The 26,685-nt window shown below is 48.5% G+C and carries 19 protein-coding genes; 11 read left to right on the forward strand and 8 right to left on the reverse strand.

All coding sequences use genetic code 11. From position 1 onward, the window contains the following. Nucleotides 1–7: 7 nt before the first annotated feature. The 3 genes from A1OO_RS01775 (at nucleotide 8) to A1OO_RS01785 (ending at nucleotide 3,695) form a co-directional block, all read left to right on the forward strand. On the forward strand, nucleotides 8–1,159 hold the full coding sequence (locus A1OO_RS01775; protein WP_016960720.1) for a sugar diacid recognition domain-containing protein: 1,152 nt from the start codon (nucleotides 8–10) through the stop codon (nucleotides 1,157–1,159). Between the two features lie 124 nt (nucleotides 1,160–1,283). After that, a complete protein-coding gene (locus tag A1OO_RS01780) occupies nucleotides 1,284–2,549 on the forward strand; it encodes a GntP family permease (protein WP_017005069.1) in 1,266 nt (421 codons plus the stop codon). A gap of 12 nt (nucleotides 2,550–2,561) precedes the next feature. Continuing rightward, nucleotides 2,562–3,695 (forward strand): glycerate kinase, encoded by a 1,134-nt coding sequence (locus tag A1OO_RS01785; protein ID WP_017005070.1) that lies wholly within the window; start codon nucleotides 2,562–2,564, stop codon nucleotides 3,693–3,695. A 161-nt stretch (nucleotides 3,696–3,856) separates the two neighbouring features. On the opposite strand, the gene acnB is transcribed toward A1OO_RS01785, so the two are convergent. From acnB to ampD, 8 genes are all read right to left on the reverse strand, one after another. Beyond that, entirely contained in the window at nucleotides 3,857–6,454 is a 2,598-nt protein-coding gene (acnB, locus tag A1OO_RS01790; RefSeq protein ID WP_026024083.1) for a bifunctional aconitate hydratase 2/2-methylisocitrate dehydratase, read from the reverse strand. Nucleotides 6,455–6,678: 224 nt separating this feature from the next. Continuing rightward, the gene (locus A1OO_RS01795; RefSeq protein ID WP_017005072.1) at nucleotides 6,679–8,949 is read right to left on the reverse strand and encodes a patatin-like phospholipase family protein; all 2,271 of its coding nucleotides are present in this window, start codon (nucleotides 8,947–8,949) and stop codon (nucleotides 6,679–6,681) included. A gap of 352 nt (nucleotides 8,950–9,301) precedes the next feature. Beyond that, nucleotides 9,302–10,945, reverse strand: coding sequence for a methyl-accepting chemotaxis protein (locus A1OO_RS01800; RefSeq protein WP_017005073.1), 1,644 nt, complete (start codon nucleotides 10,943–10,945; stop codon nucleotides 9,302–9,304). A gap of 393 nt (nucleotides 10,946–11,338) precedes the next feature. After that, nucleotides 11,339–12,769, reverse strand: coding sequence for a dihydrolipoyl dehydrogenase (gene lpdA, locus A1OO_RS01805; RefSeq protein ID WP_016960727.1), 1,431 nt, complete (start codon nucleotides 12,767–12,769; stop codon nucleotides 11,339–11,341). Nucleotides 12,770–13,010: 241 nt separating this feature from the next. Further along, on the reverse strand, nucleotides 13,011–14,912 hold the full coding sequence (aceF, locus tag A1OO_RS01810; RefSeq protein ID WP_016960728.1) for a pyruvate dehydrogenase complex dihydrolipoyllysine-residue acetyltransferase: 1,902 nt from the start codon (nucleotides 14,910–14,912) through the stop codon (nucleotides 13,011–13,013). Between the two features lie 13 nt (nucleotides 14,913–14,925). Further along, the gene (gene aceE, locus A1OO_RS01815; protein ID WP_016960729.1) at nucleotides 14,926–17,589 is read right to left on the reverse strand and encodes a pyruvate dehydrogenase (acetyl-transferring), homodimeric type; all 2,664 of its coding nucleotides are present in this window, start codon (nucleotides 17,587–17,589) and stop codon (nucleotides 14,926–14,928) included. Nucleotides 17,590–17,717: 128 nt separating this feature from the next. Further along, the gene (pdhR, locus tag A1OO_RS01820; RefSeq protein ID WP_016960730.1) at nucleotides 17,718–18,491 is read right to left on the reverse strand and encodes a pyruvate dehydrogenase complex transcriptional repressor PdhR; all 774 of its coding nucleotides are present in this window, start codon (nucleotides 18,489–18,491) and stop codon (nucleotides 17,718–17,720) included. Between the two features lie 311 nt (nucleotides 18,492–18,802). Beyond that, nucleotides 18,803–19,345: a 1,6-anhydro-N-acetylmuramyl-L-alanine amidase AmpD gene (ampD, locus tag A1OO_RS01825; RefSeq protein WP_026024084.1), complete on the reverse strand. Its 543-nt coding sequence runs from the start codon at nucleotides 19,343–19,345 to the stop codon at nucleotides 18,803–18,805. Nucleotides 19,346–19,540: 195 nt separating this feature from the next. On the opposite strand from ampD, the gene nadC reads away from it, so the two are divergent. The 8 genes from nadC to yacG all read left to right on the forward strand — a co-directional run bounded on the left by nadC (nucleotide 19,541) and on the right by yacG (nucleotide 26,615). Next, nucleotides 19,541–20,446: a carboxylating nicotinate-nucleotide diphosphorylase gene (gene nadC, locus A1OO_RS01830; protein ID WP_017005076.1), complete on the forward strand. Its 906-nt coding sequence runs from the start codon at nucleotides 19,541–19,543 to the stop codon at nucleotides 20,444–20,446. A gap of 228 nt (nucleotides 20,447–20,674) precedes the next feature. Next, nucleotides 20,675–21,091, forward strand: a complete 417-nt coding sequence (locus A1OO_RS23865) for a prepilin-type N-terminal cleavage/methylation domain-containing protein (RefSeq protein WP_017005077.1) — start codon at nucleotides 20,675–20,677, stop codon at nucleotides 21,089–21,091. 6 nt (nucleotides 21,092–21,097) lie between these two features. Continuing rightward, nucleotides 21,098–22,792, forward strand: a complete 1,695-nt coding sequence (gene pilB / locus A1OO_RS01840) for a type IV-A pilus assembly ATPase PilB (RefSeq protein ID WP_026024085.1) — start codon at nucleotides 21,098–21,100, stop codon at nucleotides 22,790–22,792. Nucleotides 22,793–22,803: 11 nt separating this feature from the next. Continuing rightward, nucleotides 22,804–24,027 carry a type II secretion system F family protein gene (locus A1OO_RS01845; RefSeq protein ID WP_017005079.1) on the forward strand — a complete coding sequence of 408 codons (1,224 nt, stop codon included), beginning with the start codon at nucleotides 22,804–22,806 and terminating at the stop codon, nucleotides 24,025–24,027. Between the two features lie 139 nt (nucleotides 24,028–24,166). Further along, nucleotides 24,167–25,039 (forward strand): prepilin peptidase, encoded by an 873-nt coding sequence (locus tag A1OO_RS01850; RefSeq protein WP_017005080.1) that lies wholly within the window; start codon nucleotides 24,167–24,169, stop codon nucleotides 25,037–25,039. Beyond that, entirely contained in the window at nucleotides 25,040–25,660 is a 621-nt protein-coding gene (coaE, locus tag A1OO_RS01855) for a dephospho-CoA kinase (RefSeq protein WP_017005081.1), read from the forward strand. Further along, a complete protein-coding gene (gene zapD, locus A1OO_RS01860; protein WP_016960738.1) occupies nucleotides 25,653–26,393 on the forward strand; it encodes a cell division protein ZapD in 741 nt (246 codons plus the stop codon). Before coaE ends, zapD begins: the two co-directional genes overlap by 8 nt. Before the next feature lie 24 nt (nucleotides 26,394–26,417). Beyond that, nucleotides 26,418–26,615, forward strand: a complete 198-nt coding sequence (gene yacG / locus A1OO_RS01865) for a DNA gyrase inhibitor YacG (RefSeq protein ID WP_016960739.1) — start codon at nucleotides 26,418–26,420, stop codon at nucleotides 26,613–26,615. Nucleotides 26,616–26,685: the final 70 nt, after the last annotated feature.

Raw genomic sequence — 26,685 nt, forward strand, 5'->3', positions numbered from 1 at the left:
TCACGCAATGCAACTCAATACCATGATCGCGCGTCAAATCGTCGAACGCGCAATGAAAATCATCGGTCACTCCGTCAATGTCATGAATGAGCAGGGTCTTATTATAGGCTCCGGTGATCCTCATCGCCTGCATCAAAAGCACGAAGGCGCATTATTGACACTGGCAGAGAATCGCGTGGTCGAAATTGATGAAGCAACATCAAATTCTCTCAAAGGTGTTCGCCCAGGAATTAACTTACCTGTCATGTTCAATGGCAATGCCATCGGGGTAGTTGGCATATCCGGCCCCCCAGAGACAGTGCGAAGTTATGGCGAACTGGTCAAGATGACCGCTGAACTGATTGTCGAGCAAGCCGCACTGATTTCACAAATGCAATGGGACAAACGCCATCGCGAAGAATTGGTTTTGCAGCTTATTCGAGAATCTGAACTCAATGAGCGCCAGTTACTCTCCATTGCCCAGCGCTTAGATCTGGATTTAGAGCAACCTAGGGTTGCTGCCGTGGTAAGGCTTATCCCCAACAAAACCAATGCTCTCTCTTTAGAGCATCTTCAATCTATGGTCCATATGCTCGAAAATCCGGAACGGGATAACCTAGTGGGTATCACGTCTGTATCTCGTAACGAGATCGTCGTCCTCAAGCCTATATTGACGGACAATGGAGAGTGGTCCCGCCAATCTGAACAGAAAAAAGTACGCGCCTTACTCAAACGAGTCAGTTCTCAACAGGCTTTTCGCGTTCAGATAGCTTACGGCGGCTACTTCCCTTCTTTTCATGGGCTTGCACGTTCTTTTCAGACAGCGAGTGCAACGTTAGCGGCAAGTAGACAGCATGAAAGCGTGCTTTATTACGAAGATCATACTCTGCCAGTCTTACTCAGCGCGATGCCGGAGGACGATTGGCGCACGCGTCACCTCAACGAGCCCATGACATTGCTGGTCAATAAAGACGGTCGAGGCACGCTAATTAAGACCCTGACGTCATTTTTTGAACAAAATTGTGATTTAGTTCAAACGAGCGAAAACCTTCATATTCACCGCAATACTTTGCGCTATCGCCTACAACGCATATCCGAAATAACGTCCTTAGATATCAATAAATTAGAAGATAAAACACACCTCTATTTATCCTTCTTGAAATGGCAGCAAAAAACTTAAATGTGTGCAAACGCACAAATTTCTACGCTTTTTACCCGCTAACATCTGGTCTTTTGCCTAAAGATTGATACTGACAGTCAACGTACAGTGTCGACAGTTTTTCGTTTCAGCCGAGAAGTATGAGATGACCGAAGTATCTACCTTGGGCGCCCTCGCTGCCCTGATTGTTTCTATTACCCTGATCTTAAGAAAAGTTCCGCCAGCTTATGGCATGATCATTGGTGCACTCGTCGGCGGTATTGTCGGTGGTGTGTCTTTAACAGACACCGTGACCCTGATGATTGGCGGCGCACAAAGTATCGTAACAGCGGTACTTCGCATTCTTGCAGCGGGTATTCTCGCTGGCGTGCTGATTGAGTCTGGCGCAGCAACTACCATCGCTGAAACCATCGTCAAAAAAGTCGGTGAAACACGTGCTCTGCTTGCATTGGCTGTAGCGACCATGATTTTGACCGCTGTTGGCGTATTTGTTGATGTCGCCGTTATTACGGTCGCGCCCATCGCGCTGGCGATTGCACGCCGTGCCGACCTTTCCAAAATGGCTATTTTGCTCGCAATGGTCGGAGGCGGTAAGGCAGGCAACGTGATGTCACCAAACCCGAATGCCATTGCGGCGGCTGATGCATTCAATGTTCCCCTGACATCCGTGATGGCTGCAGGTGTCATCCCAGGCCTTTGCGGGATGATCGTGGCTTACTTCATCGCATTAAAACTGAAAAACCGTGGCAGCAAAGTAGAAGCCCATGAAGTGGTAACTGTCGACCTGAGTCGCCTACCGTCTTTTGCCACCGCCATGGTCGCGCCGCTAGTCGCGATTTCTTTGCTGGCACTTCGCCCCATAGCAGGCATTAACATCGACCCGCTCATTGCTTTGCCACTGGGTGGGTTGTTGGGTGCGCTGGCCATGCGCCGAGCACGTGACACTAATCACTTTGCGGTATCGGGTTTGAATCGCATGGCACCTGTTGCTGTCATGCTCTTAGGTACAGGCACCTTAGCTGGCATTATCGCAAACTCAGGCTTAAAGAATGGCCTAATTGATCTACTTACCACCTCAGGTCTACCGTCTTACCTGCTTGCACCTTTCTCAGGTGCGCTCATGTCCTTGGCCACTGCATCGACAACTGCTGGTACCGCAGTAGCGAGCAGTGTCTTTGCCAACACTATCCTTGAGTTAGGTGTACCCGCATTGGCAGGCGCTGCAATGATCCATGCTGGTGCAACGGTATTTGACCACATGCCACACGGTAGCTTCTTCCATGCCACGGGTGGTGCGGTTCATATGGATATGAAAGAACGTTTGAAATTAATCCCTTACGAGTCCGCTGTCGGTTTTGTGATTGCACTGGTCTCTACATTAATCTTTGGCGTGTTTGGCCTGTTTGTATAAGGATACCTGCTAATGAAAATTGTTATTGCCCCTGATTCTTATAAAGAAAGTCTCTCCGCGATGGATGTCGCGACTGCTATTGAGTGCGGCTTCCGACGCGTGATGGAAGATGTAGAGATCGTTAAGCTACCGATGGCAGACGGCGGTGAAGGCACGGTTCAATCTTTGGTTGATGCAACGGGTGGACACATCGTCGATGTGACCGTCACAGGCCCTTTAGGTCTTTCTGTTGAGGGCTTCTTTGGTCTACTCGGCGCGGGTGATACCGCGGTGATCGAAATGGCCGCGGCTTCCGGCCTACACTTAGTTCCCTCTGCTCAGCGTAATCCGCTCCAAACCACCAGCTATGGTACGGGCGAGCTAATCAAAGCCGCACTGGACCATGGTGCAAAACACTTGATCGTTGGCATTGGCGGCAGCGCCACTAATGATGGTGGTGCAGGGATGGCACAAGCATTGGGTGTAAAACTGCTAGACAAAGATGGTCATGCCATCGGTTATGGCGGTGGCGCACTGGCCAATCTACATACCATCGACATGACAGAAATAGACCCACGTCTTGCCAACGTAAAGCTGGAAGTAGCCTGTGACGTTGATAACCCACTGTGTGGTGAAAAAGGTGCATCTGCGGTGTTTGGCCCTCAAAAAGGCGCAACACCGGAGATGGTAAGCACCTTGGACAGCAACCTCGCACACTACGCAGAGATCATGAAAACTCAGCTCAACAGCGATGTGAAAAACCGTGCTGGCGCAGGTGCTGCAGGTGGCATGGGCGCAGCATTGCTGGGGATCTTCAACGCCGATCTTCGACCGGGTATTAATATCGTCATGGATGCCGTGGATTTGTCAGCACACGTTAAAGATGCCGATCTCGTGATCACTGGCGAAGGTCGTATCGACAGCCAGACTATTCACGGTAAAACACCGATTGGCGTCGCGCGTTGCGCCAAACAGTTTGGGATACCTGTTATCGGTATTGCAGGCAGCATTACCCAAGACAGCGTGGTGGTTTACGATCATGGCATAGATGCACTATTCAGTGTGGTCTCAGGCGCATGCACGTTGGAAGAAGCACTGGCTAACGCAAAAGAAAATGTCGAACTGACGGCAGAGAACGTGGCGAGAATGATAAAAATAAGGTGCTAGGAAGAACAAGTCCTAGTCCCTAGGAAAAGCTTTAGAGCAATGAGAAACCTAAACATTGCCTCAAAGCCCTAGGTCCGGTTTTCCTTCGATACAAAAAAGCCTCCAAATCTGGAGGCTTTCTCTTATCTAGCATCTCGTTTCTCGAGACTCACCACTGATGCTTATACCGCGGTTTGGATAATGACTTCATCCGCTTTTTTGGTGTACTCATCCATACGGTGGAAGTTCAGATAACGATAAGTATCTGCTGCCGTCGCATCGATTTGCTTCGCGTACTCTAGGTACTCTTCAACCGTTGGAATACGGCCAATAATCGCACCAACCGATGCCAACTCTGCAGAAGACAGATAAACATTCGCACCTGTACCCAAACGGTTCGGGAAGTTACGGGTAGAGGTAGAAATCACGGTCGCTTTATCAGCGACACGCGCTTGGTTACCCATACACAGTGAACACCCTGGCGTTTCGATACGCACACCAGCACGGCCGAAGATACCGTAGTAACCTTCTTCCGTTAGCTGATCACGGTCCATCTTCGTCGGTGGCGCAACCCATAAACGGGTCGACAAGGTGCCACCAAACTTCTCAAGCAATTTACCTGCCGCACGGAAGTGACCAATGTTGGTCATGCAGCTACCAATGAAGACTTCGTCAACTTTGTCGCCAGCAACATCAGACAGCAAACGCGCGTCATCAGGGTCGTTAGGTGCACACAGAATTGGCTCTTTAATATCAGCCAGATCGATTTCGATCACTTCTGCATATTCTGCGTCTTTGTCCGCTTCCATCAGTTCTGGATTCGCCAACCATGATTCCATTGCTGTGATACGACGCTCGATGGTACGGCGATCGCCATACCCTTCGCTGATCATCCACTTCAACATCACGATGTTTGACTGAAGGTACTCTGACACAGATTCTTGCGACAGTTTCACCGTACAGCCAGCAGCAGAACGCTCTGCAGAGGCATCTGAAAGTTCAAACGCTTGCTCAACCGTGAGATGTTCAACACCTTCGATTTCAAGAATTCGACCAGAGAATGCGTTGATCTTGCCTGCTTTCTCTACGTTCAACAGACCTTGCTTGATCGCAAAGTAAGGGATCGCATGGACCAGATCACGCAGTGTGATACCCGGTTGTAGTTCGCCTTTGAAACGCACCAAAATTGATTCTGGCATATCCAATGGCATAACACCTGTCGCAGCAGCAAACGCAACCAGACCTGATCCTGCAGGGAACGAGATGCCCAGCGGGAAACGGGTGTGTGAGTCACCCCCCGTACCGACGGTATCAGGCAGCAGCATACGGTTTAGCCATGAGTGGATAACACCATCACCCGGGCGCAGTGCTACACCACCACGGTTCTGAATGAAATCAGGCAGTGTGTGGTGAGTCACGACGTCAACAGGTTTCGGGTACGCTGAGGTGTGGCAGAAAGACTGCATCGTTAGGTCAGCAGAGAAGCCAAGACACGCCAAATCTTTCAACTCATCACGAGTCATAGGACCGGTGGTGTCTTGAGAACCTACTGTGGTCATTTTTGGCTCACAGTAAGTTCCAGGGCGAATACCCTGAACGCCACACGCTTTACCTACCATCTTCTGACCAAGGGTGAAGCCCTTATCAGATTCAACAGCAGGTAATGGACGGCGGAACACCTCAGAAGGTGAAAGACTCATTGCTTCACGAGCGCGATCAGTCAGACCACGGCCAATGATCAACGGAATACGGCCACCCGCGCGCACTTCATCGTACAGCACGTCAGTTTTCAATGAGAAGGTAGACAACACGTTGTCAGTGCCGTGGCTACATACTTCGCCTTTGAATGGATAGACGTCAATCACGTCACCCATGTTCAGCTTAGCAACGTCTAGCTCGATAGGCAGTGCGCCTGCATCTTCCATAGTGTTAAAGAAGATAGGTGCGATTTTACCGCCCAGACAAAAACCACCCGCACGCTTATTAGGCACGTTTGGAATGTCATCGCCCATAAACCAAAGCACAGAGTTAGTCGCAGATTTACGTGAAGAGCCCGTACCAACAACGTCACCAACGTAAACCAGTTGATGACCTTTTTCTTTCAAAGCATCAATTTGTTTGATTGGACCAACAACGCCAGCTTGATCAGGTTCGATACCGTCACGGGCGTTTTTCAGCATTGCCAGAGCATGCAATGGAATATCAGGACGTGACCAGGCATCAGGGGCTGGAGACAGGTCATCGGTGTTCGTTTCACCGGTCACCTTAAATACAGTCAGTGTGACTTTTTCAGGAACGTTTGGCTTAGACAGGAACCACTCCGCATCCGCCCAAGCTTGCATGACTTGTTTCGCGTACGCATTACCTGCTTTGGCTTTTTCTTCGATGTCATAGAAAGAATCAAATACTAGCAAGGTGTGTGACAGTGCTTTAGCAGCAATTGGCGCCAATGCCTCATCTTCTAGCATGTCAATCAGGGGCTCAATATTGTAGCCACCTTGCATGGTACCAAGCAGCTCAACCGCTTTTTCTTTGCTAACTAATGGTGAGCTTGCTTCGCCTTTTGATACAGCTGCCAAAAAGCCCGCTTTTACATATGCGGCTTCATCAACACCCGGTGGAATACGGTTTTCAAGCAGGTCAATAAGAATAGCTTCTTCGCCCGCAGGTGGGTTCTTGAGCAATGCAATTAGGCTTGCGGTTTGATCCGCATCAAGTGGTTTAGGGACAATACCCTGAGCAGCACGTTCTTCGACGTGTTTACGGTAGGCTTCAAGCACGACGTTTTCCTCATATTGCGGTCTGACCATCGCGGCCAGACATCCTTGGAATTAAGCTCGGCTTGCAGGCACCTTAACGAAACGTAGGGTAACTATCTTTCTATAGTGCCTTGCATGACGAAGCTGGTATGTTATCACTTTTTAACCAAATTTTAAATTCCAGCCATGGAATGAAACATTTGGTTTGATGATGAGAAAGTGGCTCTCACCTTCCTCGCAGTCCTTTAAAAATCAGACCCGACTATAAAATAGAACGAATCGAGATCATTTTCTGTACGACCATAGGCGACAATGATTGGGCCCAATGGCGAATCAACTCCCGCAAATATACTGCCTGCGGCATAAAACGGTACTTCTTTTAGCGAAAAATCTGGGTTGTTCCACACTCCGCCATACTCAATAGATGTCCCTAAATAAACAGGAGATTTAAACAAACCGAAGTCGTTATCCAGCAGACGATATCGATAAACAACTGCACCAAAAGCGATATTGTTTGCCCACAACGAGTCTCGCGGTATACCTGACAGGTTAAGGAACCCCCCTAATTCATGAGGTTCAATGGCAACGCTTCCGACTCGCGCATTAATGGTGCCGTACTTGGCTTTACCATAAACGGTATGTTTACCGATGTTCTTTGCGTAAATGCCCTCGATATTGAGCACACTGGCTTCGGCAATCGATCGCCCTTCGCTGCTGTCTAATTGATCTCTTGCGTAGCCCAACGACATATTAAGATAGCCGCCACGGTTCGGAAAAACACGATTATCCAACGCGTCTAACGTCACACTGATATAAGGCATTGCGCGCTGATATTTGAGTTCAGATAACCCACCCGCCAACTCTTCTTCACCATCGATATACCGGTAACCCAGCATAAACTCACCCCAAAGCTGAGGTTGCCAACCGATGCCAACATCTGCGATGACCTCACTGTAACGAGCATCCAAGGTGAATGTATCTTCGCCCAAATTGGGTTCATCAGAGCGGTAATACGCATCTCGCTCCCGCACTTCCAATCCACCAAGCACTTGCGCAAAGTAAAGCTGATCGGCAGAAAATGGGAGATACAACTCTGCCTGTGCGCGCTTGTCCGTGCCCAGCTCAAAGAGCGTTCTTAACTCTGCACCATAATCAGTAAGCCCTGTGCTGTTGATACTGACACCGGCAGAGAAATTGGTATCCGATTCAAAGTTGTCTTCTAATGCAAAACGGAAGTCGACAAAGTTAGGCCCCCAGCTTTTCTCTTTAACATCAACAACGAGAACATTTTCTTCACCTTGGCGCTCAAGGTGATAACGCACGGTTTCAAACCGATCTAAGGCGTAGAGATTTTGAACCGATTTCTCAAGTTCATTCGAGTCCACTCGCCCCGTTTCAAGGGATAATCTGGCTTTGAGGACGTCATCTGAAAAGCTGGTATCGTTATTGATGATAATGTTATCAACTGACAAAATATTGCCGTAAACCATCAATCTGCGGCGACGTTGTTTTTTCTCGATGTAAGTCTGATATTGCCCAGAGGTTAAGCCCAACTCTTTGAGCACGTCTTTGTGTTCAAACGCCACCAAATAGCCTTTCTCGTAAGCCTCGGGCATACGATCGAACTCGGTGGTTTCCATGTCTCCGACTTGTGGCGTCAGCAAGATATCGTCGTCGCTCATATTGGCTATCTGCTGATCGGTGCTATTTCGCACCATATAGTTAACCAGCTGATTCATGACCGAAAGGTAAGAACCGAGTTCAGCCGCAGGGCTGTAATCCGTACTGATATCCACCGCGATAACTATGTCTGCGCCCAGCGCTTTAGCGACATCAACCGGCATGTTGTTTACCGAGCCGCCGTCGACAAGGTAGCGCCCTTCAAGCTCAACAGGCGGCAATGCACCAGGCACGGCCATACTGGCCAGCATCGCCTCGGTTAACTGGCCGTCACCAATCACAACCGGAACTAATCTCTCGATATCCGTCGCAACCGCACGGTAAGGCACCACCATTTGATCGAAGGACTCAAAGGAAGGAAGATTACCCGTAGACTCACGCAGAATACGGATCATATTTTGGCCTTGGACAATCCCTTGGGGGGTTTTCAAGCTTTTGAAGTCAAAACCGAAATTCGTTGATAAGTTATAGCGATCTTCATGCTCTTTATCACGCGTGCGTCGATCTCCTCGATAGACGCGATCTTGATACCCGGCGTTCCAATCAATGGATTCCATCAGCACCGAGATTTCGTCAGCCGTCATACCAATGGCATACAGCCCACCAACATACGCCCCCATACTGGTCCCAGCGATATAGTCCACCGGGATCCGCATTTCTTCGAGAGCTTTAAGCACACCAACATGCGCAGCCCCTTTCGCGCCACCGCCGCCCAAGACTAACCCTACGGTAGGACGAGATATTTTCTCTTGTGAAAATGCGAATGATGCAAACAGCATGGCGACTGCAAGCACTAGGGTGGCGATGAATCTTCCTTTTAAAAGCCTAATCAACATGTTGTGCTGCCTTGCAATGTTAATATTTCTTTGCGCGTAATTAACACCGATGAACCATCGATACTACGGAGAAAACATGAATTCTGAGTATTTGGCGGTCTGTGAGATTAAGTAATACTGTTTGCGTGATTTTTTATTTTCAATCACTTAGCGTATTCACCTCGATAGCACACAGACTCTGGATGAATGGAACACAATATCATCTCACCTATGTATCAGGGAAATGTCTTACTGATGTTAATTAGCAAATGAGGAAGTGACAGAATAACGTGAACAACAATACCCTTTATATCCGTCATAAAAAAACGCCACAAATGTGGCGTTTTATCAACGAGAGATGAATATTTCTTTTTTAGACGCGAAAACCACTAACCACGTTATCTAACTGACGGCTCTTGTCTGCCAGTTCCGCGCATGTCTGCTCAACGCTCCCCAGATTCTGGTAAACACGCTGACCATTTTCGACAATACCGTGAATATTTCGGCTGATGTCTTCTGAAACTGCCTTTTGTTGCGATGACGCAGTAGCAACTTGTGCATTTTGATCGTTGATGGTGATGATCATCGAGGACACGGCATCAAGGTATTCAGACGTTTGTTGAATATGCGACACGGTGTCATTGCTTGCTTCGCTGCTTTCATTCATGGATGAAACCGCATTTCGGGTGCCTGTTTCCAGACGTTCGATCATGTTGCGGATCTCTTCTGTGCTTTGTTGCGTTTTATTTGCCAAGTTACGCACTTCATCCGCAACTACCGCAAACCCTCGACCTTGCTCGCCCGCACGTGCCGCTTCAATTGCCGCATTCAATGCGAGTAAGTTGGTTTGCTCTGCGATGCCACGAATCACATCAACGATTGACGCAATGCTATCTACATCGTGATTCAACGACGTGATCATAGTCTGTGACTGTTCAATACGGCTGCGTAACGAAGACATTGCCGCTACAGTGCCAGCAACACTGCTCTGCGCTGCACCAATCTCCTGCGTGGCCGTGCCTGTTGCATCTGCGGCATCCGACGCATTCTGGCTGATTTGCATGCTGCTTGCGCTCATCTCCTGCACCGCGGCGGCAATCATGTCACTCTCGCGATGCTGATTTTCCGTTTCCGTCACACTGCTGCGAATGGCGATTTCAATCTGTTCAGTGTGCTCACGAACATGATTAGATGCATCAACGACCTCTTTAATACTCGCCTGTATCTTAGCGACGAAGCGATTGAATGACTCGCCTAGCTGACCAATTTCATCCGTTGAACGCACCGTCAGACGCTGCGTGAGATCACCATCACCTGACGCAATATTTTCAAGAGCATCACCCATCTCTTTCACGGGTTTAAGTAGCATGTTCGACAGTAAAACACCGCCAAGCACCGCGAGAATTAGCGCGCCAATGGTGCCGCCGATAATCAAACGCTCGGCTTGAATGGTAGACGCATCGATATCTGCAGAAATTTGGGCTGATACCTGACTAATGGCTTTAGATAGAATTTTAATATCGCCGCGCAACTGAGCAAATGTATCTTCTATGCCTTCATAACTATTGGCATATTGGCGGCTCGCCGAATCAGGCGTTCGGATCAATCTTTCGAGCTCTGAAATCCATGAGTCTGTATTATTGATCAAACGATTCAGTGTCGCTTGATGGCTCACATCAATCACACCCGCATCGATAACACGCTGTACAACTTTCAAACGAGGAATGGTATTCGGTGCGTTGTCGTTAAACTCAAACGTCTGCTTCTCGACCATTTCTTGCGTCACGCCTTTCGCCAACAAACCTTCAACACTCCCTAGCACTTGATAGAGATCGCGATAAGCATCATCAATACTTTCAACCGTCGGATTAATCAGATCATTCAATGTCGAGTTAAGCGCGACCTGACGTTCGAACGTTTGGTAAGTCATCGCCAACACAATCGTAAAGATGACTGAAACAAACCCAAGGGGAATAAATAATTTGGTACGGAATGAAAGTTGACTAATGAACTGCATAATTCCTCAAGTGCGAATAGATGACGGCGTTAAATGATAGGAAAATAAGTGGATCTAGCGTCGATTCGCGAAATAAAGCGCGGCTATGAATATCCAAATAATCTGGCAGACACTGGGCGCCCTCTGCTGCAGCATATGCGTTGGCACCCAATATTCAGCATGGCGCATGGTATCAACTCAAACTATTGATACGAAATATAATATGCAGAATTATTGATATAACACACTAAAAAGTACAATGTACTTTTAATTTTCATTGCCTCCTTCCAAAATTCATCAACATAGCTAACCACCCCAGATTAACAGACAGTCGAATCAAAATAGCATGTGACAAATTGGCAAAAAAAAACGCCTCGAAAATCGAGGCGTTTCTAACAAATCAGCGAAAAATAATTACTTTTTCTTTTTCATTGCTTTTGCGTTTGGCAGGTCCGTGATTGAACCTTCAAATACTTCCGCAGCCAAGCCAACAGACTCATGCAGCGTTGGGTGAGCGTGGATAGTCAGTGCGATGTCTTCTGCATCACAGCCCATCTCAATCGCCAGACCAATTTCGCCCAGCAACTCGCCACCGTTAGTACCAACAACAGCACCACCGATTACACGGTGTGTGTCTTTGTCGAAGATCATCTTCGTCATGCCGTCTGAACAATCAGAGGCGATCGCACGACCAGAAGCAGCCCAAGGGAAAGTAGCAACTTCATAGTTGATGCCTTCTGCTTTCGCTTCTTTCTCGGTCTTACCTACCCAGGCAACTTCTGGCTCAGTGTACGCAATTGAAGGAATCACTTTCGGGTCAAAGTAGTGTTTCTTACCAGAAATCACTTCTGCCGCTACGTGGCCTTCATGAACACCTTTGTGTGCCAACATTGGTTGGCCAACAACGTCACCGATTGCATGGATGTGTGCAACATTGGTACGCAATTGCTTATCAACGTTGATGAAACCACGCTCATCAACTTCGATACCGGCTTTTTCTGCGTCCATCAGCTTACCGTTTGGTACGCGACCGATAGCCACCAGCACCGCATCATAACGTGTAGGCTCAGCGGGGGCTTTTTTGCCTTCCATTGAAACGTAAATGCCGTCTTCTTTTGCTTCAACCGCAGTCACTTTGGTTTCAAGCATCAGGTTGAATTTCTTGCTGATACGCTTAGTGAAGACTTTGATGATGTCTTTATCCGCAGCTGGGATAACTTGGTCAAACATTTCAACCACATCAACTTTAGAACCCAGTGCGTGGTATACGGTACCCATTTCTAGACCGATGATACCGCCACCCATCACCAACAGCTTTTCTGGAACTTCGTTCAGTTCTAGTGCGTCAGTTGAGTCCCAAATACGTGGGTCTTCATGGGGAATAAATGGCAATTCGATTGGACGCGAGCCCGCCGCGATGATCGCGTTGTCGAATTTGATGGTGGTTGCACCATCCGCGCCTTCAACCACGATGGTGTTAGGATCGGTAAATTTACCGTAACCATTGACCACGTTAACTTTACGCATCTTAGCCATACCGCCAAGACCGCCAGTCAGTTGATTAACCACTTTTTCTTTCCAAACACGGATCTTGTTAATGTCGGTTTGCGGCTCGCCGAAAACAACACCATGCTCAGACATTGCTTTGGCTTCTTCAATCACTTTTGCTACGTGTAGCAACGCTTTTGAAGGGATACAGCCCACGTTAAGACAAACACCGCCCAGCGTGCTGTATTTTTCTACCAGAACAGTTTCCAGACCCAAGTCCGCGCAACGGAATGCGGCTGAATAACCAGCAGGACCTGAACCCAGCACCACGACTTGGGTTTTGATTTCTTTACTCATTCTGACCTCGTTGTAGTCTTATATCCCTGACAGGCTAAGAGATTAATTTATTTTTCTATGACGGACTGTTATGTAGGAACAGTGTTGTTTCACTGCGAGCAGCAAGCCATTGGAAGATGCTCGTTTTGGCTCCACATTTTACAGCCGTGTTAACAAGCTGAAAAATAAAAACCCATAGCCTGTGAGCTATACATCAAATCAGCGTTCGCCATATGCAGACGAACGCAGATCGGGTGTCGTATTACAGTACCAAACGGCGAATGTCAGACAGACACTCGTTCAGGTACGTTACGAAACGTGCACCTTCTGCACCATCAACCACACGGTGGTCGTATGACAGTGACAGAGGCAACATCAGGCGAGGAACGAAATCCTTACCATTCCAAACCGGCTTCATTTCCGATTTAGATACACCCAGGATGCCAACTTCTGGCGCGTTAACAATAGGGGTAAACGCCGTACCACCCAAGCCACCAAGGCTAGAGATAGTAAAGCAACCGCCTTGCATGTCAGACGCAGTCAGCTTGCCTGAACGTGCCTTCTTAGACACTTCCATCAGTTCAGCAGACAGCTCGTAGATGCCTTTCTTGTTAACGTCACGGAATACAGGAACAACCAAACCATTTGGTGTGTCCACCGCGATACCGATGTTTACGTATTTCTTCAGGATCAGGCTCTCACCATCATCTGACAGCGAAGAGTTGAACGATGGGAACGCTTCAAGTGCTTTCGCAGCGGCTTTCATGATGAACACCAATGGGGTGATCTTCATGCCAGTATCTTTCTTCGCTTCCACGGCATTCTGCTCTTTGCGGAATGCTTCTAGCTCAGTGATGTCTGCGTTATCCCACTGTGTAACGTGCGGGATCATTACCCAGTTACGGTGCAGGTTAGCGCCAGAGATCTTCTTGATGCGAGACAGTGGTTTGGTTTCAGTTTCACCAAACTTGCTGAAATCAACTTTCGGCCAAGGAAGAAGACCCAGTGCTGCGCCATCGCCTTTGCCTGATGCAGACGCTGCTGCGCCAGATTCCAGACGCTTAAGCGCATCTTTCACGTAGCTCTGAACGTCTTCTTTCAGGATGCGGCTCTTACGGCCAGAACCCTTCACTTTCGACAAGTTAACGCCAAACTCACGTGCTAGACGACGAACCACTGGCGATGCATGTGCATATTCGTCGTTGTCGACGAAGTCTGCTGATGCTGCAGGGGCTGGTGCAGAAGCAGCTTGAGCGGCAGGCGCGGCTGCCGGAGCAGAAGCAACGGGTGCTGCTGCCGCAGGAGCAGGTGCTGCACCCGCTGCGCCAACGGTCTCAAATACCATGATCAAAGAACCGGTAGAGACTTTGTCGCCCGCTGCGATTTTGATTTCTTTCAGTACGCCAGCGAAGGGTGCAGGGACTTCCATTGAAGCCTTGTCACCTTCAACAGTGATCAGAGATTGCTCTTCTTCAATGCTGTCGCCAACCGCTACCATGATCTCGGTAACTTCAACTTCGTCGCCGCCGATATCAGGAACGTGAACTTCTTTCAGTTCAGCCGCCGCTGGTGCTGCTACTGCTGGAGCCGCCGCCACAGGTGCTGCTGCAACTACTGCGCCAGACCCTGCAATTTCGAAAACCATGATAAGAGAACCAGTAGACACTTTATCGCCAGTGTTCACTTTGATTTCTTTCAGCACACCCGCGAAAGGCGCTGGTACTTCCATTGACGCTTTGTCGCCTTCAACGGTAAGAAGAGATTGCTCTTCTTCGATGCTGTCGCCAACCGCTACCATGATTTCGGTAACTTCAACTTCATCACCGCCGATATCTGGCACATGAACTTCTTTCAGCTCAGCCGCTACTGGAGCTGCAGCAACAGGTGCTGCTGGCGCTTCAGCCGCTGGAGTTGGAGCAGGTGCCGCAGCGCCTGCCTCTTCAAAGATCATGATCAAAGAGCCAGTAGAAACCGTATCGCCTACGACGATTTTGATTTCTTTGATGATACCTGCTTGAGACGCAGGTACTTCCATTGACGCTTTATCACCTTCAACAGTGATCAGCGATTGCTCTTCTTCAACTTTGTCACCGACGCTAACGAGGATTTCTGTTACTTCAACCTCATCGGCACCGATGTCTGGTACATTAATTTCGATTGCCATTGATATATGCCTCTTACGCGTACAGTGGGTTCACTTTCTGAGTGTCGATATCGAACTTTGTAATCGCTTCAGCAACCACAGATTTTTCAATATCACCACGCTTAGCCAGTTCAGTCAGCGCAGCAACAACAACGTAGCCTGCGTTAACTTCGAAGTGACGGCGCAAGTTTTCACGGCTGTCTGAACGACCGAAGCCATCCGTACCCAGCACTTTGAAAGACTCAGAAGGCATGAACGCACGCACTTGTTCTGCGTAGTTTTTCATGTAATCCGTTGCTGCAATCGCTGGCTCAGACCCCATCACTTGAGTGATGTATGGCACTTTTTGCTCTGCGGTTGGGTTCAACATGTTGAAGCGCTCTGCATCTTGACCTTCACGCGTTAGCTCATTGAATGAGGTAACAGAGTAAATGTCAGACGCTACACCGTAGTCATCGCTCAGGATCTGCGCGGCTTTACGCACTTCGTTCATGATTGTGCCCGAGCTCATCAATTGAACTTTGTTTGCACCAGCATAAGACTCAAGCTTGTAAATACCTTTACGAATGCCTTCTTCAGCGCCTTCTGGCATGCCTGGCATTGCATAGTTCTCGTTCATCAGCGTCAGGTAGTAGAACACGTTTTCTTGTTCTGGACCGTACATGCGACGGATACCGTCTTGCATGATCACCGCTAGCTCGTACGCGAACGTTGGATCGTAAGAGATACAGTTAGGGATGGTGTTCGCCTGAATGTGGCTGTGACCATCTTCGTGCTGCAAACCTTCACCGTTCAAGGTAGTACGACCTGCCGTTGCACCCAGAAGGAAGCCACGTGCTTGTTGGTCGCCTGCCATCCACGCCATGTCGCCAACACGTTGGAAGCCGAACATTGAGTAGTAGATGTAGAACGGGATCATTGGCAAATCATTGGTGCTATAAGAAGTTGCTGCAGCGACCCATGAAGACATGGCGCCCAGTTCGTTGATACCTTCTTGCAGAACCTGACCAGAGGTTGCTTCTTTGTAGTAAGAAACGACGCTGCGATCTTCAGGCGTATAGTTCTGCCCATGTGGACAGTAAATACCAATTTGACGGAACAGACCTTCCATACCGAAAGTACGTGCTTCGTCGGCAATGATAGGAACGATGTTCTTACCAATACCTTTGTTTTTCAGGAGGATGTTCAGGGTACGAACAAACGCCATGGTGGTAGAGATGTCACGCTTCTGCTCATCAAGCAGTGGTTTGAACTCTTCCACTTCTGGAATAACAAGTGCTTCAGAGAACTTAGGCAAACGCTTAGGCGTATAACCGTGCAGCGCGTTACGACGTGCATGCATGTATTCGTACTCTGCTGAACCTTCTTCCAACTTCAAGTAAGGAAGTGCTTTCATGTCTTCATCAGACACAAGCTCTTGCAGGCCCAAACGATCGCGAAGGTGTTGAACATGCGTCATGTCCATTTTCTTCACGCCGTGTGCAATGTTTTTGCCTTCTGCCGCTTCACCCATGCCGTAACCTTTAACGGTTTTCGCTAGGATAACGGTTGGACGATCAGTGGTTTGCTCAGCATTTTTGAATGCGGCAAATAACTTAGACGGCTCATGACCACCACGCTTCAGCGCGAAGATCTCTTCGTCAGTCATGTCGGCAACCAATGCCAACGTCTCTGGGTATTTACCGAAGAAGTTCGCACGAACGTACGCGCCATCTTTAGACTTAAACGTCTGGTAGTCACCATCGATGGTTTCGTTCATCAACTGAAGCAGTTTACCAGTGGTGTCTTTCGCCAGCAGTTTGTCCCAACCGCTGCCCCAAACAACCTTGATAACGTTCCAGCCAGCGCCTTTAAATAGGCCTTCAAGCTCTTGGATGATCTTGCCGTTACCCATGACTGGGCCGTCAAGACGCTGCAAGTTACAGTTGATCAGGAAGCATAGGTTGCCCAGTTTTTCACGAGAAGCGAATGAAATCGCGCCACGTGATTCTGGCTCATCCATCTCGCCGTCACCCAAGAATGCGTAAACGCGTTGAGCGCCAGTTTCTTTCAAGCCACGGCCTTCAAGATACTTCAGGAAGCGCGCTTGGTAGATAGCAGAAATAGGACCCAGCCCCATAGAAACGGTCGGGAACTGCCAGAACTCAGGCATCAGTTTCGGGTGCGGGTAAGAAGGAATACCCTTGCCATCAACTTCCTGACGGAAGTTATCCAGCTGCTCTTCAGTCAAGCGGCCTTCAACAAACGCGCGAGAGTAAATACCCGGAGAGATGTGACCTTGGTAGTAAACCAAATCACCACCATCCACCTCGTTAGGTGCACGGAAGAAATGGTTAAAACATACTTCGTAGAATGCAGATGCAGACTGGTAAGACGCCATGTGGCCGCCCAGATCCAAGTCTTTTTTCGATGCACGCAACACGATCATGATCGCGTTCCAACGAATGATAGAACGAATACGACGCTCCAGGTTTACGTCACCTGGATATGCTGGTTCTTTATCCGCAGGGATGGTATTCACATAGTTGGTGGTGATGCCTGTTGGCATATCAACACCATCAAGGCGTGCCTTTTCCATAACTTGCTCAAGTAGGAACTGGGCACGTTCTACACCTTCTTCACGAACGACTGATGCAAGAGCTTCTAACCACTCTTGAGTTTCAAGTGCGTCCACGTCATTTTTCATGACTTCAGACATGGCGATTCTATCCTTTCGTTGATTGACTCGTACAAAACTAATGTTATCGCAGCTGAAAAAACGCATCCTGACAGCTACTTCGGCGTTGTCCTATTGGACACATACACTGACAAAGCTCTCAGGACGCGCTATTCCGACTCGTCCTTGCGTTGTTGAATCCGGCGAAGAGAGCGCTCACGGCGGCTTTCTTCCCTGCCCAGATCCAACAGGGTTTCTTCTATAAATGCTAAATGCGCATGCGATGCCTGACGGGCTTTTTCTGGTTCGCCAGCCGTGATCGCTTGCACAATGTTTGCTCTGTGTTTACTGACTTTATCAACGACATCTTCACGTCGATTCAGCAGTTCAAAATTCTGTAAAATGTTGTGCTCTAGCAACGGCGCCAAGCTGCGCATAATGTGCAGCAATACCACGTTGTGTGACGCTTCTGTCACCGCGATAAGGTATTGCATAACCGCAGCGGCTTCGGCTTTGATATCACCGAGTTGCTGAGCTTCGCGAATGTTATCGTGACAATGACACACTCGCGTTAAATCTTCTTCTGTGCCTCGTAATGCCGCAAAATAAGAGGAAACCCCCTCTAGAGCGTGCCGAGACTCCAGTAAATCCAATTGGCTTTCTGGGTGCTCTGCGAGCAAATCAATCAGCGGCTCAGAAAATCTCTGCCACAATCGCTCGCTGACAAATGTGCCACCACCTTGTTTCCGAGTCAGTAGCTTTTTAGCTTCTAATCGCTGAATTGCTTCTCGAACAGAAGGGCGTGAAACATCAAATTGTTTCGCTAACTCTCGCTCTGGTGGCAATTTCTGCCCCGGCGATAGCGTCCCTTCTAGAATCAGGCTTTCAAGCTCTTTCTCTATAACATCTGACAGTTTGGGTTGACGAATCCGTTGTATAGCCATCGTTCTTCTTCGTTATTTGGCGCCGGAGTGCCTGCGCGTCCTTTCCCATTTACCGACATTGTCAATTGGTAAGACCAATTACAAAACAGGTAAAAAGTTACCAGAATGCGGCTTAAGTGTCCACCGTAAACTTGATTTGCGTCATAGAAATTACAATTAGACTCGGGATGGCATTTAATCAACAAACTCGCAATGGTCAGACCAATTTATTTGGTCAAGCCAATGAAAATAGACTAGCGATTTCACTGTGGTGTCATTGAAGACGCAGTCTCGTCAACACAGCGTTACGCTATTAGGCTGTTTTTAATTTTTTATAAGTGATCACGAAACGTCTTCCAGTTAAATGACCGACCTGGATCCGTTTTCCTTCCCGGCGCTATATCTTGGTGCCCTGTGATACGTTCTTGAGTAATCGCGGGATAATGGTGCATTACCGCGGCGGCAACATTCCCTAGTGTTTGATATTGCACATCGGTGTACGGCAGGTCGTCAGTCCCTTCAAGCTCAATGCCAATGGAGAAATCATTGCACTGCTCTCGCCCTTCAAACACGGATACGCCGGCATGCCAAGCTCGTCGATTAAACGGAACAAATTGCACCACGCTGCCATCTCGCTTGATTAAGCAATGCGCAGAGACTTTCATATCGCGAATTTCATCAAAATACGGATGCGTGTTACAGGTTAGTTCACCTTGAAAAAATTGCTCAATGTAAGGCCCACCAAACTCGCCGGGCGGCAAGCTAATGTTGTGCACCACAAGCAATGACACATCGTCAGAAACTGGCCTGTCGTTGCAGTGTGGGGAGGGTAGATAGGAAGCGCTATCCAAAAGGTGGTGGGTAATCGTCAGCATGAAATGATTCTGTGTTTCATCCGTGTAAACAAGTGCTTTGTATTTTAGCGTATTCACACCAGATCCCTAGCAATTAAACCGGTTGATTTCAAAAAATGCATGCCTCGCAATCTCATTCCCTCACAGGTAAACTTGCACGCAACACGTTCAGGCTTTGCCTGTCTATATTCTGTATTTATCAGTGATGGAACCACCATGTCAGAACAAGCTAACGCGTCACGCGTTCATGATAGCCAAACCCGATTGGCCTACCTCAAAGAACACCTGCATGACGACATTGTTCGTTGTGTCACCGATACGTTAAAAGAAGACTTGGGCGGCAGCGTTGATGCAACGCACGACATCACTGCCAGCTTGATCCCTGCCAGCACTCACTCTACCGCGACCATTATTACCCGCGAACACGGCGTATTTTGTGGTCGAGCATTTGCTGATGAAGTTTTTCGCCAGTTAGGCGGCGAAGTCAGCATCACGTGGAAAGTAGATGATGGCGACAAGGTTGAACCTAACCAAGTGCTGTGTGAATTAAGCGGCCCAGCCCGCGCCCTGCTCACGGGCGAGCGCAACGCCATGAACTTCATTCAAACCCTGTCTGGCTGCGCAACAGAAACCGCGCGTTATGTTGAAAAACTGGCTGGCACCAAAACTCGCTTGCTGGATACCCGCAAAACCATTCCCGGCCTGCGCAATGCGCTGAAATATGCCGTGACCTGTGGTGGCGGTTTTAATCACCGTATCGGCGTTTATGACGCGTACCTTATTAAAGAGAACCACATCATTGCTTGTGGTGGCATTCAAGGTGCAGTCACTACTGCCAAAGCGCTCAACCCCGGCAAACCGGTTGAAGTGGAAACCGAAAGCTTAGAAGAGCTGCAACAAGCCATTGATGCAGGCGCAGACATTGTGATGCTGGATAACTTCACCACAGACATGATGCGTGAAGCCGTGGCGCTAAACCAAGGTCGCGTCGCGTTAGAGGTGTCCGGCAACGTGACGCTAGACACCCTTCGAGAGTTTGCTGAGACGGGCGTGGATTACATTTCTGTGGGCGCACTGACGAAGCACATCCGCGCGATGGATCTGTCGATGCGTCTCAAGTAAACGCCTAACATAACAAACAAAAGACCTTCTAAATTATTAATAATGCAGACATTACGTCTGCATTTTTCATCCCCTAATCACACTGCCGCAACTGACAAACACCTCAGTTACAAAAAAGACAATTCATCCCTCGAAAATCGCTTTTTATCCGCTGTTTTCCTATTTTTATCCGCCGTATCGTGACTCCACAACAGCACTTTGCTGCACATAAAAATGGAGAGAAAAGGCATGAGAAAACAAAAAGGTTTTAGCTTAATTGAGCTTTTGATTGTGGTGGGGATTATTGGTGCGTTGACGGCAATTGCAGTTCCAACTTATCAGGCACTACAAGAAAAAAGTGAAGTTGTAGCAGGTATTGGTACCTTGAAGAACCTTCGTTCAGTAATTGATTCTGACATCATAGATAGCAAAGGTTTCATAAGCGATGCCAATCTTACAGCTAATTATGGGATTGATACAGAAGTCAAAGCAACACCGGACGCTACTAATAAAAATGCTGGCAAAATAGAAACATCCAAAGTCAACATATTCATAGCTCAATACAGTCGTACCAATGCAGGCACCTGGACATGTAACTATAACGCCACAAGTTTCGCAGACCCTGTTGGAAGTTGTACTAAATTATCTACTTTAACAATTCCTTAGTAGATAATATTGAACAATTTACTATCTATCCTCCAACATGCAAATCTATTAAGTAGTGACCATGTGCAGGATTTGACAAAACAGCTGTCGCAGAACAATCATTCTGCGCCAGCTGCCCTCATTAATAATAACTTATTCTCAAGTGCTAGATTGGCAGAAGCTTTAAGTGAGTTGTTTTCCGAACCTATAGATACTATCCATAATTATCGGTTCGAATTGACAAACAAAGCTCTTCCCAACCACGAATTAATACTCAAACATCTTACACTACCTGTTGAAGTAACAAAGAATACACTAACACTTGCTGTCAGTGACCCCACCAACCTCGAAGCACAAGACGACTTCCGCTTTGCCACTGGCCTGCAAATAAAACCGGTTCTGGTAGACCACCAACAACTGGTGGGCGCGATTCGCAAACTCTACGGCAAGCAGATAGCATCAGGCCAGAGCGATTCAAAATCTGTTAGTGATTCAGAACTCGCCGATCTTGCTCAATTCGATGACGATGCCAACGCCGATGAACTGGTCACCGACGAAGCGCCTGTTAGCCGTTATATCCAGCAAGTGTTAATGGACGCCGTGCGCAAGCAAGCCTCTGATATTCATTTCGAGCCCTTTGAGCAGCGCTACCAAATTCGTTTTCGTTTAGACGGCATATTGCAAACCCACGGTACCCCACCAGTGGGCATTTCACGTCGCCTTTCGACTCGTTTGAAAATCCTCGCCAAGCTCAACATTGCTGAGCGCCGCTTGCCGCAAGATGGGCGCATTAAGCTTACCTTGGCAGACGGTAAATCTATCGACATGCGTGTTTCCACTTTGCCGACTTTGTTTGGCGAAAAGGTGGTGCTACGAATATTGGATGGCGGCAGTGTGGCGCTGGATATTGATTCGCTAGGTTATAGCGAAAAACAAAAACAAGATTACCTGACAGCACTAGATAAGCCGCAAGGGCTGATCTTGATGACTGGTCCAACCGGCAGCGGAAAAACCGTGTCGTTGTACACAGGGCTCAAATACCTCAATACCGCCGAGCGCAACATTTCTACTGCGGAAGATCCGGTGGAGATCAACTTACCCGGCATCAATCAGGTCAACATCAATAACGACATCAAGCTCGATTTCGCCACGGCGCTTCGTGCTTTTTTACGCCAAGATCCTGACGTGGTGATGGTGGGCGAGATGCGCGATCTTGAAACCGCTGAAATTGGCATCAAGGCCGCACAAACCGGACACCTCGTGTTATCGACACTACACACTAACTCGGCGGCAGAAAGCATTACCCGCCTAGCGAACATGGGGGTCGCACCTTATAACCTCGCCGCATCGCTAACCTTGATCATCGCCCAGCGTCTGGCGCGTCGTTTATGCCAACACTGTAAAGTGCCTCACGAAGTCGATGATCATCAACTGACCGCTTTGGCGCCGCTCTACCCCAGCTTAATGTTGAATCATGTTTATCAAGCTAACCCTGAAGGGTGTGACCATTGCAATAATGGCTATATTGGCCGAGTGGGCATTTACGAGGTAATGCGTATCGATCGCACGCTATCTGAAGCCATTGGTAACGGCGCATCGGCTTCGCAACTTGAAACTATCGCCCTCAATAATGGCATGCTCACGCTCTCGCTTTCCGGTATTGAAAAACTCAATCAAGGCATCACCAGCCTCGCAGAACTTCAACGCGTTATTAGTCTGTAAAGGGAATTACCATGGCCTCAAAACCCCGCAAGCTTTATGCATTCCAGTGGCGCGGCACGACCGCCAAAGGCGCCAAAGTCAAAGGCCAATTACTTGCTTACCATGAACAAGATGCCCGAAATTCATTAACCGAGCAGCGGGTTCGCATCATCAAAATCAAGCGTCGCTCGCCGTCTTCATGGGTAAAGCGCCGCAACACCGCCAATGCTAAAGACATCACACTATTTACGCGACAAATGGCCACCATGCTAGAAGCAGGTGTACCACTGGGAGAAACCCTGCAACTACTGAAAACAGGATCAAAGAAGGCTGAAATGAAGCTGATTATCGGCCAAATTTATAGCCATATTGAAGCAGGTTCCTCGTTATCGCAGGCAATGAAGTCAAGCTCAACGCTGTTTGATCAGTTCTACTGCGATCTGGTGGCAACGGGTGAGCAAACGGGTCGTTTAGAACAAATATTTGCGCGCATCTGCGTGTATCGTGAAAAGAGTGAGGATACCCGATCCAAAGTCATCAAGGCGATGATTTACCCCGGCATTGTCTGCTCCATTGCCATATTGGTGACCATCGGTATGCTGTTATTTGTTATCCCAACCTTTAAAGACATCTTCTCGTCGTTCAACGCCGAGTTGCCTTGGTTTACGCAAAAAGTTCTCGGTGTGTCTGATGCTATCCATGATTATGGCGTGTACATGCTGATTGGAATAATACTGGCGGCATTGGCGTTCAAAACCAGCTATCAAAAGAGTTACGCTTTTCGCCTCAAGGCCAGTCGATTTTCCCTGCGCATCCCTATTCTTGGCGACGTACTCACAAAAGCCACCCTCTCACGTTTTACGCGCACACTCGCCACCACGTTCAGTGCCGGTATCCCACTGCTCAATGGTTTGTCGGCAGCAGGGAAAACGGCGAACAACACCTACTTCAAACAGGTGATTGAAGAGGTTCACAAGCAAACCTCTGGCGGCCGCCCTTTGCATCGCGCCATCCGAGAAACTGATGCCTTCCCTGACATGATGATCCAAATGGTGATGATCGGCGAAGAGTCCGGCGCATTGGATGACATGTTGAATAAAGTCGCAGGGCTTTATGAAGCCGATGTCGACAACACGGTCGATAACTTGGGGAAAATCCTCGAGCCTATGATCATTGTGCTGCTTGGCGTGTTGATTGGCTCGTTAGTCGTGGCGATGTACTTGCCGATGTTCGATCTGATGAACGTCATGGGGTAGGCACTCCAAGCCTTCTGTTCTCTTATTTCACCTAAATACTCTGAGTATTCGATAGATGTTTAAATTCAGTTAATAAGAGGATAGAGGCGAGCCAAACAACCCGTTATCATGTCCCCATCAACTTACACTGGATTTCAACATGAATTGGCTGTTCGACTCTCCGAGTCTGTATGTATTTCTCGCGTCTGTGTTTGGGCTTATCGTCGGCAGCTTTCTCAACGTCGTGATTTATCGCTTTCCAAAAATGATGGAAGCGCAGTGGCGAGCGGAATGTCATGAGTGCTTTCCAAGCGAGATGCCTGCACCTAAAGATATGGGCGTATTTAACCTCAGCCTCCCCCGTTCGCATTGCCCTTCTTGTCAGGCGCCCGTTAAAGCGATTGATAACGTTCCCGTATTGAGCTGGCTGATCCTTGGTGGTAAGTGCCGACACTGCAAAACTCCGATTAGCATTCGCTACCCCTTTGTGGAATTGCTGACCGCACTGCTTGTGGGCACCACGGCGTATTTCCTGCCGGGCTCTTATTGGTCTCTCGCCGTGATTGCTGCGACGTTTGTGTTGGTCGCTCTGTGCTTTATCGATATCGATACCATGCTGCTGCCCGATCAAATGACTCTGCCTCTAATGTGGGCGGGTATTCTACTGGCGGTGATGGGTATATCGCCGGTTTCACTGCAAGATGCGGTGATTGGTGCCATGGCAGGCTATCTGTCGTTATGGAGCGTGTTCCAATTGTTTAAATTGCTGACTGGCAAAGAAGGCATGGGATACGGTGATTTCAAATTACTTGCCGCACTTGGCGCTTGGCTTGGCTGGCAACCGCTCCCTATGGTGATCCTCATTGCGTCGTTTGCGGGTGCAATCATTGGCATCATCATGATGCGTATAAAAGGGACAGGGAAAGAGACCCCGTTCTCGTTTGGACCATACCTTGCCATTGCGGGCTGGATTAGTCTGCTGTGGGGCAATAACATCATTGATTGGTATTTAACGTCGTATTTGGGTTATTAGATGACTTTTGTTGTTGGCGTCACGGGCGGCATTGGTAGCGGAAAAACCACCGTAGCAAACCTGTTTGCCGATAAACGCATTGAGGTTATTGATGCCGATGTGATCGCGCGTCAAGTCGTCGAGCCAGGTTCGGAAGGGCTAAACGCCATTGCTGCTAGGTTTGGTGACTCAATGGTATCCGCAAACGGCACACTGGATCGCGCTGCGCTGCGCGAGCACGTCTTTTCACATCCTGAAGACAAAGATTGGCTCAATAACCTGCTGCACCCAAAGATCCGCCAAGAAATGATTCGCCAAACAACTCAAGCACGTTCGCCATATTGTTTACTCGTGATCCCTCTTCTCGTTGAGAACGGACTTCAACGCTTGTGTGACCGCGTTTTGGTCGTGGATGTGTCAGAGCAAACACAAGTTGAACGTGCATCACGAAGAGACGGCGTCTCAAATGAGCAGGTTAAACGCATTTTGGCGGCTCAAGCGACGCGTGAGGATAGACTTGCCCTTGCTGATGACGTTATCGTAAACGAGTGCACGCAAGAAGAACTCAACGGTCAGGTTGACACCTTGCATCTGCACTACCTCACATTAGCCGGACACGATACTGAGAATCAACATGAGTAGCGATACCCTTTACGAGCACCCTTTGACTGAGCAGGTTCGCGTTTATCTGCGGCTCGAGTATTTGCTAAATCAAATCACCCAATCTGCAACGCTAACTGAGGATTCGCAATGGCGGGTTTTCTTTAAAAGCTTATTTGATTTAGCGGAGATCCTTGAACAAGTGCAAGTGAAAGGCGATCTGGCGAAAGATCTCGAAAAGCAGCGATCCAAGCTGGAAGCATGGCTCAATGTGCCCAATGTTGATACTGAGCAGCTAAATAGCCTGTTGCGCGAAAGTCGTCAGTTACAAAAAACCTTGCTGCAATCTCCTCGGTTGGGGCAAACGTTAAGAGAAGACAAGTTTCTTTCTTCTATTCGTCAGCGTTTCTCGATCCCAGGCGGCACCTGCAGTTTTGATTTGCCTTCGCTGCATCATTGGCTCAACCTACCATTGGCACACCGTCAATCAGATGCAAAGACTTGGTGCGACACACTTCATCCGTTAGAAAATGCGCTGACATTTTGGCTGCAACTCACACGTGGTGGTGCCACCATGCAGCCCCGCACAGTGAGCAATGGTTTTTATCAACAAGAGGTCGACGGCGCGAGTTTGTTGCGCATGAGAATCTCCCCCGATTACAATGCATACCCTTTGGTGTCTGGTCATAAATCTCGGTTTGCTATACGCTTCATGCCGTTTGATGAAAACCAAGCTATTGCCGAGAAAATGACACTCTCGATAGCGGTGTGCTGATCAGTTAGAAGAAATGAGGTTTCCGTGAACCAAGAAAAACCCATCGTCGTAAAATGCCCACAGTGTGGAATACCGGTTGTTTGGGGCGAAGTGAGTCCTTTTAGGCCATTTTGCAGCAAGCGCTGCCAGCTTATTGACCTCGGTGAATGGGCTGAAGAAGAAAAACGCATTGCGGGCGCGCCAGATATGTCCGACAGCGATGGCTGGTCGGAAAATCAATAGAGCCAAATGACGAGAACACGAGGTTCGAGTCATCAGGGCGACAATATCCAACGTTAGCGCTTTTACTCGT

This window comes from Enterovibrio norvegicus FF-33 (assembly GCF_000286835.2).
In the GTDB taxonomy this organism is placed as follows: domain Bacteria; phylum Pseudomonadota; class Gammaproteobacteria; order Enterobacterales; family Vibrionaceae; genus Enterovibrio; species Enterovibrio norvegicus_A.

Excerpts from the sequence above, each read along its gene's own strand:
- A1OO_RS01850 (WP_017005080.1), top strand. The coding sequence starts at position 24,167 with ATGAATTGGCTGTTCGACTCTCCGAGTCTGTATGTATTTCTCGCGTCT.
- aceF (WP_016960728.1), bottom strand. The coding sequence starts at position 14,912 with ATGGCAATCGAAATTAATGTACCAGACATCGGTGCCGATGAGGTTGAA.
- A1OO_RS01795 (WP_017005072.1), bottom strand. The coding sequence starts at position 8,949 with ATGTTGATTAGGCTTTTAAAAGGAAGATTCATCGCCACCCTAGTGCTT.
- A1OO_RS01845 (WP_017005079.1), top strand. The coding sequence starts at position 22,804 with ATGGCCTCAAAACCCCGCAAGCTTTATGCATTCCAGTGGCGCGGCACG.
- lpdA (WP_016960727.1), bottom strand. The coding sequence starts at position 12,769 with ATGAGTAAAGAAATCAAAACCCAAGTCGTGGTGCTGGGTTCAGGTCCT.
- A1OO_RS01775 (WP_016960720.1), top strand. The coding sequence starts at position 8 with ATGCAACTCAATACCATGATCGCGCGTCAAATCGTCGAACGCGCAATG.
- A1OO_RS01780 (WP_017005069.1), top strand. The coding sequence starts at position 1,284 with ATGACCGAAGTATCTACCTTGGGCGCCCTCGCTGCCCTGATTGTTTCT.
- zapD (WP_016960738.1), top strand. The coding sequence starts at position 25,653 with ATGAGTAGCGATACCCTTTACGAGCACCCTTTGACTGAGCAGGTTCGC.
- A1OO_RS01800 (WP_017005073.1), bottom strand. The coding sequence starts at position 10,945 with ATGCAGTTCATTAGTCAACTTTCATTCCGTACCAAATTATTTATTCCC.
- coaE (WP_017005081.1), top strand. The coding sequence starts at position 25,040 with ATGACTTTTGTTGTTGGCGTCACGGGCGGCATTGGTAGCGGAAAAACC.
- pdhR (WP_016960730.1), bottom strand. The coding sequence starts at position 18,491 with ATGGCTATACAACGGATTCGTCAACCCAAACTGTCAGATGTTATAGAG.
- ampD (WP_026024084.1), bottom strand. The coding sequence starts at position 19,345 with ATGCTGACGATTACCCACCACCTTTTGGATAGCGCTTCCTATCTACCC.
- A1OO_RS01785 (WP_017005070.1), top strand. The coding sequence starts at position 2,562 with ATGAAAATTGTTATTGCCCCTGATTCTTATAAAGAAAGTCTCTCCGCG.
- aceE (WP_016960729.1), bottom strand. The coding sequence starts at position 17,589 with ATGTCTGAAGTCATGAAAAATGACGTGGACGCACTTGAAACTCAAGAG.
- A1OO_RS23865 (WP_017005077.1), top strand. The coding sequence starts at position 20,675 with ATGAGAAAACAAAAAGGTTTTAGCTTAATTGAGCTTTTGATTGTGGTG.
- nadC (WP_017005076.1), top strand. The coding sequence starts at position 19,541 with ATGTCAGAACAAGCTAACGCGTCACGCGTTCATGATAGCCAAACCCGA.